Origin of the sequence: Pseudomonas sp. Sample_21, assembly GCF_004307525.1 — a bacterium.
Classification (GTDB): Bacteria; Pseudomonadota; Gammaproteobacteria; order Pseudomonadales; family Pseudomonadaceae; genus Aquipseudomonas; species Aquipseudomonas atacamensis.
In genome coordinates this window covers 53,393-63,551 of sequence record NZ_RCNZ01000044.1, presented here as the reverse complement: position 1 = coordinate 63,551, position 10,159 = coordinate 53,393, and the positions used below count along the sequence as shown (strand labels likewise).

General features: G+C 61.4%; 8 protein-coding genes. 4 read left to right on the top strand and 4 right to left on the bottom strand.

Annotated features, from left to right (window positions below; translation table 11 throughout):
- Positions 1–435: 435 nt before the first annotated feature.
- Positions 436–1,194, top strand: a complete 759-nt coding sequence (locus D8U71_RS06465; RefSeq protein ID WP_039764159.1) for a hypothetical protein — start codon at positions 436–438, stop codon at positions 1,192–1,194.
- Between the two features lie 254 nt (positions 1,195–1,448).
- On the opposite strand, the gene D8U71_RS06460 is transcribed toward D8U71_RS06465, so the two are convergent.
- The 3 genes from D8U71_RS06460 to D8U71_RS06450 form a co-directional block, all read right to left on the bottom strand.
- On the bottom strand, positions 1,449–3,416 hold the full coding sequence (locus D8U71_RS06460) for a methyl-accepting chemotaxis protein (RefSeq protein ID WP_130887417.1): 1,968 nt from the start codon (positions 3,414–3,416) through the stop codon (positions 1,449–1,451).
- Positions 3,417–3,524: 108 nt separating this feature from the next.
- Positions 3,525–4,931 carry a PLP-dependent aminotransferase family protein gene (locus D8U71_RS06455; protein ID WP_130887416.1) on the bottom strand — a complete coding sequence of 469 codons (1,407 nt, stop codon included), beginning with the start codon at positions 4,929–4,931 and terminating at the stop codon, positions 3,525–3,527.
- A 191-nt stretch (positions 4,932–5,122) separates the two neighbouring features.
- Positions 5,123–5,884: an SDR family oxidoreductase gene (locus D8U71_RS06450; protein ID WP_016773663.1), complete on the bottom strand. Its 762-nt coding sequence runs from the start codon at positions 5,882–5,884 to the stop codon at positions 5,123–5,125.
- 237 nt (positions 5,885–6,121) lie between these two features.
- Between D8U71_RS06450 and D8U71_RS06445 the strand changes: the two genes are divergently transcribed.
- Positions 6,122–7,126, top strand: coding sequence for an NADP-dependent oxidoreductase (locus D8U71_RS06445; RefSeq protein ID WP_016773662.1), 1,005 nt, complete (start codon positions 6,122–6,124; stop codon positions 7,124–7,126).
- A 126-nt stretch (positions 7,127–7,252) separates the two neighbouring features.
- Here the strand turns inward: D8U71_RS06445 and pyrF are convergent, their stop codons facing one another.
- The gene (pyrF, locus tag D8U71_RS06440; protein WP_071173241.1) at positions 7,253–7,951 is read right to left on the bottom strand and encodes an orotidine-5'-phosphate decarboxylase; all 699 of its coding nucleotides are present in this window, start codon (positions 7,949–7,951) and stop codon (positions 7,253–7,255) included.
- Between the two features lie 262 nt (positions 7,952–8,213).
- Between pyrF and D8U71_RS06435 the strand changes: the two genes are divergently transcribed.
- Complete coding sequence (locus tag D8U71_RS06435; protein WP_130887415.1) at positions 8,214–8,963, top strand: response regulator transcription factor; 750 nt, start codon at positions 8,214–8,216, stop codon at positions 8,961–8,963.
- A complete protein-coding gene (locus D8U71_RS06430) occupies positions 8,963–10,012 on the top strand; it encodes an ATP-binding protein (protein ID WP_130887414.1) in 1,050 nt (349 codons plus the stop codon). The genes D8U71_RS06435 and D8U71_RS06430 overlap by 1 nt, the downstream gene beginning before the upstream one ends.
- The last annotated feature ends 147 nt before the right edge of the window (positions 10,013–10,159 follow it).

The window sequence follows — 10,159 nt, the reverse complement described above, 5'->3', positions numbered from 1 at the left end:
CCCTGTTACCGCCGTGAAAGGGCGGTGTCCTAGGCCACTAGACGAAGGGGACACACTACAACATTCACTCCCTGCCGCGTTTCGCTGTGTGCTTTACGCTGCAAGTGGCGCGCATTCTATGGATGGATTGAGGGGTCGTCAACCCCCTGATATAAATTTATTTAAATCAATGACTTCGACCTGGATTACGGGCCGCGTAGGGCTTTTCCGTCGTCCGAAACCTGACGCCTATATTCCGCCACTCGCCAAGACGTTATAGTCACCGCACAGTGATGGCAATCTGCACATCAAGCGCCAGCATTCATCTATACAGCTGGCGGCCGATACAGATTGCAGCAGCCGATCAAACCCGTCGAGCGGCGCTAGGCGCCTAAATGCCCAGCCACTACACTCGCATGCGAACCCTATAAAGAGGTCTTACCGGTGACACCACTCATGATCACCCTGCTAGTCGTAGCCGGGATCGCAATTCTGATCGCCATTGGCTACATGAACCATGTGGTGGAAAACAACAAACTGGAGAAGGCCCGCACCAAAGTCGAACTCAACGACCGCCTGCGCCGCTGCGGCGAACTGACCGAAACCTTCCCCGGCCAGTTCATGACCCCGGCGCTCAAGCTGCTGCTGACCCGCCTGGAACTCAACGTCTGCCAGCGCCTGCTCAACCTGGAAAAAACCAGCGCGACGACCAAGGCCCGCATCACCGAACTCAGCGCCCTCGTTGCCCAGGGCGAATCGATCCCGGTGAACAACCCGCCCGCGCCGATCCTGACCGAAGCCAAAGCCAAAGACGTGCGCTTCCTCCTCGAAGCCCTGCACGGCCAGATCACCCGCGCCGCCCACGACGGCTTTCTGCCACCGAACGAAGCCAAACAATGGATTCGCGAAGTGCGCCACATTCTCGTGCTGCTGCACATCGAATTCTTCAACAACCTCGGCCAACAGTCCCTGCAACAAAACCAACCCGGCCAGGCCCGCCTCGCCTTCGAACGCGGCGTGCAATATCTGCGCAAACAGCAGGACCCGCAGATGTATGCCGAGCAACTGCAATACCTGGAAAAACTCCTCGCCCGAGCCAACGCCCAGGTCATGGACAAGATCGCCCCGGTGGAAGGTGAAGAAAACCAACTAACCGCCGGCTTGAAGGATGTCGAAGCCGATGCGGACTGGAAGAAGAAAGTGATTTACGACTGAGTCGGGAATACTGGTAAAGAAGCCACCTTTATTGGTGGCTTTTTTGTGGCCGACTTGAAAGAGGATGTGAATTGAAGACCGCTTTCGCGAGCAGGCTCGCTACCACATTGGGAAGCAGTGTTCTCAGGTAAAAATCGGTCGGCTGTCAGGCTGCCTTCGCTGGCAAGCCAGCTCCCACAGAACAGCAAAAGCAAACCCGGGCCATCCCCACGCGGCGAAGCCAAGAGCCTGGCCGGCCCAAAGGCCGCCAAGGCTCAAAGCCGAAAATGCCCAACCATCGAGCGCAACTCCCCACCCAACTGCGCCAGCTCAACACTCGAAGCCGCATTCCCGCGCATGGCCACGGAAGAGTGATCCGCACTCGCACGAATCTGCGTAACACTGCGATTGATCTCCTCTGCCACCGAACTCTGCTCCTCCGCCGCCGCCGCGATCTGCTGATTCATCTGCTGAATCAACGACACCGCCGCCGCAATACTCCCCAGCGCACTTTCGGTCTGCAACGCATCACTGACCGCCAGTTTGACCAACTCGCCACTGCTGCGAATCTGCTGCACCGACGACTGTGCCGCCGCGCGCAAGGCACTGACCAGGCGCTCGATCTCCTCGGTCGATTGCTGCGTACGCCGTGCCAGCGCACGCACCTCATCGGCCACCACCGCAAACCCCCTGCCCTGCTCGCCAGCCCGCGCCGCTTCGATTGCAGCGTTCAGCGCCAACAGATTGGTCTGCTCGGCCACGCTCTTGATCACCTCCAGCACCGTGCCGATATTCTGAATCTCGGCGCTGAGGCTCTCGATGCTGGAACTGGCCGAGGTCGCCGAATCCGCCAACTGCTCGATCCGCGCCATGCTCTGGCGCACCACTTGCTGGCCACTCTCGACCTTGTCATCCGCCGTCTGCGCCGCCAGCGCCGCCTCTTCGGCATTGCGCGCGACGTCATGTACCGTGGCGGTCATCTGGTTCATCGCGGTGGCGACCTGCTCGGTTTCCTCCTTCTGGCTGTTGACCTCCAGATTGGTCTGCTCGGTCACCGCCGACAGCGATTGCGCGGAACCGGCCAAGCGCTCGATCCCGGCCTGCAAGCCACTGACAATCGTGCCGAGGCCGGCAGCCATCTGCTGCATGGCCAACATCAATTGTCCCATTTCATCGCGGCGCGTCACCTCGACCTTCGCCGTCAGATCACCCGCAGCAATCTGCTGCGCCACACGAATGACACTGCGCAGCGGCGCCACGATCAGGCGCGTGATCACCCACGCGGCGAGTAATCCGACCAACAAGGCCAGCGCCGAAGAGCCAATGATCAACACCGTGTTCTTTTTCAGCTCCGCCTGCATCGAAGCATCTTCGGCGACGTAGGCCTGATTGACCCGGTCCACCACCTGCGCCGCGCGCTGATGCAGTTGGTCATAAACCGTTTTTTCTTGCGCCAGCAAACCGGTGTATTCAGCCAGTTTCTCGTTGAATCCGGCGATATGCCCCGACACTTCATTGAGCACCGTCAGATAGCCCTCGTCCTTGACCGTGGTTTTCAGCGCCTCGGCCTGCTCCTGCGCTTGCGCGGCCTGTTCGATATTGCCTTGACCGGCATTGTCGGCATCGCCCTTGCGGCTCTGATCCAGACGCACCCGCGCTTCGTTCATCGCTTGCAGCATCAGTCGCGAGACCTGACTGACCTGATTCGCCTGTTCGATGAACTGCGCGCCGTCCTTGCCCTCGGTGTCTTTCAAGGTGTAGGCGCCATCATCGGCCAGGCCGCTCTGCAACACGTCAAGGTTATTGGCCACGCTCGACACCGACCAACTGGCCATCTCCAGCGCAAGGTCCTTGGCCTGGCTCAGCGAGACGAATTCATCGAAGGCCTTGCGATAAGCGCCCAGCGCTTGCTCGACATCGCTCATCACCGGCACATTGGCCGGGGAATGTGCCTTGAGCTCGCCGGCAAGAACAATCAGCCCATCGACGCCTTCGCGCAAGGCATCGGCGGTCTTCGGATTGCCGCGCAGGGCGTATTCCTGCTCGAGCAGGCGCACCTTGAGCAGGCCGCTGTTGAGCGCGGACATCTGCTTCAAGCCGTCGAAACGCAGACTGATGGTTTGCAGCGACCAGACGCCGATCGCCGCCACCAATGCAGTCAGCAGCAAGACCAGCACAAATCCGATACCCAGTTTTTTCGCCATACCGAGGTTGGCAAAACGTCCTTGCACGGCCGAAATCATTGCGCGTAGTCCCCTGCCAAAGTCTGTGAACGAAGATTCGCAACGGGCTCTAACCAGCACAAGACTCTGGCGTCGGAATAATGGCAAAAAGCTACGCCCGCGTCGTTTTCAGAATGCTGGAGGTCGATCCGCGCAAGTATTGCGAAAAAACTGCCGAGCCCGCGGGTCGCAGGCACAGGCCACATTGATGCGCTGCCAGTCACCGCACTCACCGCTGGGACTGAAGGCGTCCGCTGCGGATAACTCCAGCCCGCAACGCTGGGCCTGCCTGCGCACCGACGTCTGATCGCGCAAGCGTGCCCGCGCCCAGATAAACAGCCCGCCAACCGGCTTGCCAAACACTTCCCACTCGGCGTCTTCCAGGGCCTGCAAGGCCGCCGCGCGATCGGCATTCAAGCGCTGGCGCTGGCGCTGGCGCTGCACCAGTTTGCGATAAGCGCCGGTCGCCATCAGCCTGGCCAGCACCGCCTCGGCCAGCCTCGAACAGCCGAGCCCGCTGATCATCTTGACCTCGGCCAGGCGCTTCAGCAGTTCGCTGTCAGCCAGAACAAAGCCGACCCGCAACGAACTGCTCAGGGTCTTGGAGAAGCTGCCGACATAAATGACCCTGCCGCCATGGTCCAGCGCCGCCAACCGTGTACCGCTGCCGGTGTGCAGATCAGCGTAGACGTCATCTTCGATCACGCGCAGGTCGTAGGTCTTGCTCAACTGCACGATACGCTGGGCGACCGCAGGCGTCAGGCAGCTGCCGGTGGGGTTGTGGTGATGACTGCCGATGAACAGGGCGCTGGGACGAAACTGACGCAGCACTGACTCGAGCATGTCGATGTCCGGCCCGCTCGGTGTCCGACGCACTTCGAGCATCTGTACGCCGTGCAGGCGCAGCAGGTCAAACAACGGTGCATAACCGGGCGTTTCCACCACCACGCAGTCGCCGGCCTTGAACAGGGTGCGCACGATCAGATCGAGCGCATGACTGGCACCGCTGGTACTCATCAGCCGGGTATTGCAAGCGTCGATGTTCAGCAGTTTGAGACGCTTGGCAATTTGCTCGCGCAACGCTGGCAGGCCCAGCGGCGAGCTGTAGTTGAACAGACTGGCCATGTCGGTGCGCGCCACCTCGCGTAATGCGTAGCTGAGGTCGTCGGGCTCACGCCAGCTCGGCGGCAAGCCTCCTTGCCCCAAGACCAAGCGGCCCGACGAAGCGCTCAGCTCATCGCACCACGCATGGCGGCCTTCGAACACTGCCAGTTCCGAGTCCGTTTCGCGCAACGGCGGCGAGGCCGCGACGATGAATCCCGCGCCCTGACGCGCAGTCAACACACCTTGCGAAACCAGGCGCTCGCAGGCTTCGACGACACACGACTGGCTGAGCAGATTACCCCGGGCGATTTGCCGTACGGAGGGCAACCGGGTGGCCGGCGGGATGCCGCTTTGCACAATCCAGTCAGTCATTCCGTCGACGATCTGCTGCACGACCGGCACCATTGCCTGTCGGTCAATTCTCAGTTCCATGAGCTCGCAAACTCCTGTCAGTTTTGCTGGCAGCAGTAAATCACAGCCGCGCCGCCGAGGCTGTGCGACAACACCGCCAAATGCGGCAGTTCTAACGGTTTGATACACATTGTTTAACGGTATTCACAGGGACCGACCGCGAGGTACAAAAAAGCCCGCACGCAGGCGGGTTCTTTGTATTTCGGCAACTTTCAGAACGCCGTCACGCCGCCGTCCACCGCCAATGAGTGCCCAGTGGTGAACGCTGCGCCATCGCTGCACAGATACAGCACCGCGCTGGCGATTTCCTCGACCTTGCCAATGCGCCCGACCGGGTGCATGGCGTTGGCGAATTCGCCCTTCTTCGGGTCGGCTTCGTAGGCACGGCGGAACATGTCCGTATCGATCACTGCCGGGCACACTGCGTTGACGCGGATTTTCTTTTTCGCGTATTCGATCGCCGCCGACTTGGTCAGGCCGATCACCGCATGTTTCGACGCCGCATAGATGCTCATTTTCGGCGCTGCGCCCAGCCCGGCTACCGACGCCGTGTTGACGATCGCGCCACCGCCCTGCGCCAACAGCAACGGCAACTGATACTTCATGCACAGCCAGACGCCTTTGACGTTGACGCCCATGATCGCGTCGAACTCGTCCAGCGTACCGTCGGCCAGTTTGCCCTTCTCGATTTCGATCCCGGCGTTGTTGAAGGCATAGTCGAGACGACCGTAGGTATTGATCACCTCATCCATCAGATTTTTTACATCGCTTTCCACCGTCACGTCGCAGCGCACGAAGGACGCTTCGCCACCGGCGGTACGAATCAGCGCCACCGTGCCTTCGCCTCCAGCCGCGTCGAGGTCAGCCACCACCACTTTCAGGCCTTCGGCGGCAAACGCCAGGGCTGTCGCGCGACCGATGCCGTAGGCGGCTCCCGTGATTACAACCACCTGACCGGAAAACGTCATGCTCATGGCTATGTCCTCGAATGCAAAAAAAATGGGAGATGTTGGCGTCGCAGCATAGCCAAGGGCAGCGAAAGCGCGTCAGCACTATGCGATCGCTGTTTACAGGCCCATGCGCTGCAGTGATAAAACCCGCCCCGTAATCATCACTGCACTGGATCGACTCGCATTCGCCGTATCAGCCAACCTTGCGACATCGCCGTTGAAGAGCTATCAACAAGGCTTCATTCCATTCGAGTGCCTGTCATGACCAACCAGACCAATCGCCAGTTCCTGCTCGCCAAACGCCCGGTGGGCGCCGCGACCCGCGAGACTTTCACTTATCAGGAAGTACCGGTCGGCGAGCCACAGGCGGGACAGATTCTGGTGAAAAACGAATACTTGTCCCTCGACCCGGCCATGCGCGGCTGGATGAACGAAGGCAAGTCCTACATCCCGCCGGTCGGTCTCGGTGAGGTCATGCGCGCACTGGGCGTGGGAAAAGTCATCGCCTCGAACAATCCTGGCTTCGCCGTCGGCGATTACGTCAATGGCGCCCTCGGTGTGCAGGATTATTTCCTCGGCGAGCCGCGCGGTTTCTACAAGGTCGACCCGAAACTCGCGCCATTGCCACGCTATCTGTCTGCACTGGGCATGACCGGCATGACCGCCTACTTCGCCCTGCTCGACGTCGGCGCCCCGAAAGCCGGTGACACCGTGGTGCTGTCCGGCGCGGCCGGTGCGGTGGGCAGCGTGGCCGGGCAGATCGCCAAAATCAAAGGCTGCCGCGTCGTCGGCATCGCCGGCGGGGCCGACAAGTGCAAATTCCTCATCGACGAATTGGGTTTTGACGGCGCCATCGATTACAAGGCCGAAGACGTCGTGGCCGGTCTGAAGCGCGAATGCCCGAAAGGCGTGGACGTGTACTTCGATAACGTCGGTGGCGACATTCTCGACGCGGTGCTGAGCCGCTTGAACATGAAGGCGCGCGTGGTGATCTGCGGCGCGATCAGCCAGTACAACAATAAAGAAGCGGTCAAAGGCCCGGCCAATTACCTGTCACTGCTGGTCAATCGCGCGCGCATGGAAGGTTTTGTGGTGATGGACTACGCCGCGCAGTTCGCCAGCGCCGCCCAGGAGATGGCCGGCTGGATGGCCAACGGGCAGCTCAAGAGCAAGGAAGATGTGGTTGAAGGGCTCGAGACGTTCCCGGAGACGCTGATGAAACTGTTCAACGGCGAGAACTTTGGCAAGTTGGTGTTGAAGGTTTAAGGCCAGCCTGAAACCAATGTGGGAGCGAGCCCGCTCGCGAAAGCGGAAGATCAGTCGGTAATGACGCCGACTGACACTCCCTCTTCGCGAGCAGGCTCGCTCCCACAGTTGGATCTTCAATAAGCTTTAGGCAATTTCGGCTACGACTGCGGCCAACGCCTGCGCCGGATCTGCCGCCTGGCTGATCGGACGGCCGATTACCAGGTAATCGGAACCGGCATCCAGCGCCTGACGCGGGGTCAGAATGCGCCGTTGGTCGTCCTGCGCGCTGCCTGCCGGGCGAATTCCCGGGGTCACCAGTTGCAGCGACGGGTGCGCGGTTTTCAGCGCCGACGCTTCCAGCGCCGAACAGACCAGACCGTCCATCCCGGCCTTCTCGGCCAGTGCCGCCAGACGCAGCACTTGTTCCTGCGGCTCGATATCCAGACCAATACCGGCCAGATCCTCGCGCTCCATACTGGTGAGCACGGTCACGCCGATCAGCAACGGTTGCGGACCACTGCGCTTGTCCAGCTCTTCACGGCAGGCAGCCATCATGCGCAGGCCACCGGAGCAGTGCACGTTGACCATCCACACGCCCATCTCGGCAGCGGCTTTCACGGCCATTGCGGTGGTGTTGGGGATGTCGTGGAATTTCAGGTCCAGAAACACTTCAAAACCCTTGTCACGCAGGGTGCCGACGATTTCCGCCGCGCAACTGGTGAACAGTTCCTTGCCCACTTTGACCCGGCACAGCTTCGGGTCCAACTGGTCGGCCAGCTTCAGTGCGGCGTCACGGGTGGGGAAATCCAGGGCGACGATGATAGGAGTCTGGCAGGCGGACATGGATGGGCTCTCAGGCTGGTCGAAAACGGCGCGCATTGTAGCGGAACCGGCGGCAGCGCGGCACCCGATGATCGGTAAATCGTCGCGCTGGCGGTTATCAGCTTAGCCCGCACGGCTATTGTGTCGACTCCGATACACAGCCGACACGCCGGCAACACGCATACGGGTTAGCCTCGCCCGGCGCAACACGTCCTTACAACAGCACTTCCCGCCTCCCGGCCGGACGCCTATGCTGAAACCACCACTGGCAGCGAACAGCCCCATGCACAACACCCCGACAACCATGACGGATGAAAGCAAAGACGACAAGCGCTGGAGCATCCGCGCGCTGATCGTCGACGATGACGTGCCGATCCGCGAGCTGATGATCGATTACCTCGCCCGTTTCAACATTCACGCCAGCGGCGTCACCGACGGCGCTGCGATGCGCCAGGCGCTGCAGGGCGAACATTTCGACGTCATCGTCCTCGACCTGATGCTACCCGGCGAAGACGGTCTGTCGCTGTGCCGCTGGCTGCGCGCCGAATCGCACATCCCGATCCTGATGCTCACCGCCCGCTGCGAACCCACCGACCGCATCATCGGCCTGGAACTGGGCGCCGACGATTACATGGCCAAGCCGTTCGAACCACGCGAACTGGTCGCCCGCATCCAGACCATCCTGCGCCGCGTGCGCGACGACCGCAGCGAACAGCGCGCCAACATTCGCTTCGACAACTGGCGCCTGAACAGCGTCCTGCGCCAAGTGGTCGCCGACAACGGCCTGGTAGTGCCGTTGTCCAACGCCGAATTCCGCCTGCTCTGGGTCTTCATCGAACGCCCGCGCCGCGTGCTCAGCCGCGAACAACTGCTCGACGCCGCTCGCGGTCGCTCGATCGAAGCCTTCGACCGCAGCATCGACCTGCTGGTCTCGCGCCTGCGGCAAAAACTCGGTGACGACCCGAAAGCCCCGCAGTTGATCAAGACCGTGCGCGGCGAGGGTTACCTGTTCGACGCGCGGGACATCGGCTGATGAAGGCGCGCTTGGACACCCTGTTCGGTCGCCTGTTCGGGGTGCTGTTCGTGGCGATTGTCCTGGCGCACCTGCTGGCCTTCGCCTGGTTCAGGCTCTACGGCCCTCCTCCGCCCCCACCACCGCCAGAGTTCTCAACGAACATCGACGGCCAACCGCCGCTGCACAACGCCGCTTACCCACCGAGGCAAACACGCCCCTGGTTCGGTGGCCCGGTGGTACCGCTGACCTTTCAGTTCATCACTCTGATGATTGCCGCATGGTACGGCGCCAAGCTGCTCAGCCGGCCGATCCAGCGCCTGAGCGACGCCGCCGAGCGCCTGAGCGAAGACCTCGACAGCGACCCCCTCGACGAATCCGGCCCGCGCGAAGCCCGGCAAGCGGCGCACACCTTCAACCTCATGCAACGGCGCATCCGCGAACAGGTCCAGCAACGCGCGCGCATGCTCGGCGCCGTCTCCCACGACCTGCGTACGCCACTGTCACGGCTGAAACTGCGTCTGGAAAACATCAGCGACGACAAGCTGCAAAGCCAGATGCGCCAGGATCTGGGCGACATGATCGGCATGCTCGACGCCACCCTCACCTATCTGCACGAACAACGCACCAGCGAAGCCTTGCAGTTGCTGGACGTGCAGGCGCTGGTCGAATCGCTGTGCGAAAACGCCCAGGACCAGGGCGCCGATGTAGAGGTCAGCGGCCACTGCTCGCCTTTGCCAGTACAACCGATGGCGCTGCGTTCGTGCATCAACAACCTGCTGGACAACGCCCTGCGTTACGCCGGACAGGCGCGGATTGAACTGCTGGAACAGCGTGAGGAATTGCTGATACGGGTGATTGATCACGGGCCGGGGATTGCTGAGGACCAGCGTGAAGCCGTGTTTGAACCGTTCTACCGATTGGAAGGCTCGCGTAACCGCAACTCCGGCGGCGTAGGACTGGGCATGACCATCGCCCGCGAAGCCGCGAAGCGGTTGGGTGGGCGGTTGGACCTGGAAGAAACACCGGGTGGCGGGCTGACTGCCATTGTCCGCTTGCCACGGGGCTGAGGCTCAGCCGACTTGAAGTGTGAGCGAGCCTGCTCGCGAAAGCGTCTGATGATTCAATGCATCTGTAGAATGTACCGGCCTCTTCGCGAGCGGGCTCGCTCCCACAATGAAACTGAGTGTATTCGGTAGATATTGGTTGGATGTGAG

What these genes read in the sequence shown, in the direction of transcription:
- D8U71_RS06465 (WP_039764159.1), top strand. Translation starts at nt 436, where the DNA reads ATGATCACCCTGCTAGTCGTAGCCGGGATCGCAATTCTGATCGCCATT.
- D8U71_RS06460 (WP_130887417.1), bottom strand. Translation starts at nt 3,416, where the DNA reads ATGATTTCGGCCGTGCAAGGACGTTTTGCCAACCTCGGTATGGCGAAA.
- D8U71_RS06455 (WP_130887416.1), bottom strand. Translation starts at nt 4,931, where the DNA reads ATGGAACTGAGAATTGACCGACAGGCAATGGTGCCGGTCGTGCAGCAG.
- D8U71_RS06450 (WP_016773663.1), bottom strand. Translation starts at nt 5,884, where the DNA reads ATGAGCATGACGTTTTCCGGTCAGGTGGTTGTAATCACGGGAGCCGCC.
- D8U71_RS06445 (WP_016773662.1), top strand. Translation starts at nt 6,122, where the DNA reads ATGACCAACCAGACCAATCGCCAGTTCCTGCTCGCCAAACGCCCGGTG.
- pyrF (WP_071173241.1), bottom strand. Translation starts at nt 7,951, where the DNA reads ATGTCCGCCTGCCAGACTCCTATCATCGTCGCCCTGGATTTCCCCACC.
- D8U71_RS06435 (WP_130887415.1), top strand. Translation starts at nt 8,214, where the DNA reads ATGCACAACACCCCGACAACCATGACGGATGAAAGCAAAGACGACAAG.
- D8U71_RS06430 (WP_130887414.1), top strand. Translation starts at nt 8,963, where the DNA reads ATGAAGGCGCGCTTGGACACCCTGTTCGGTCGCCTGTTCGGGGTGCTG.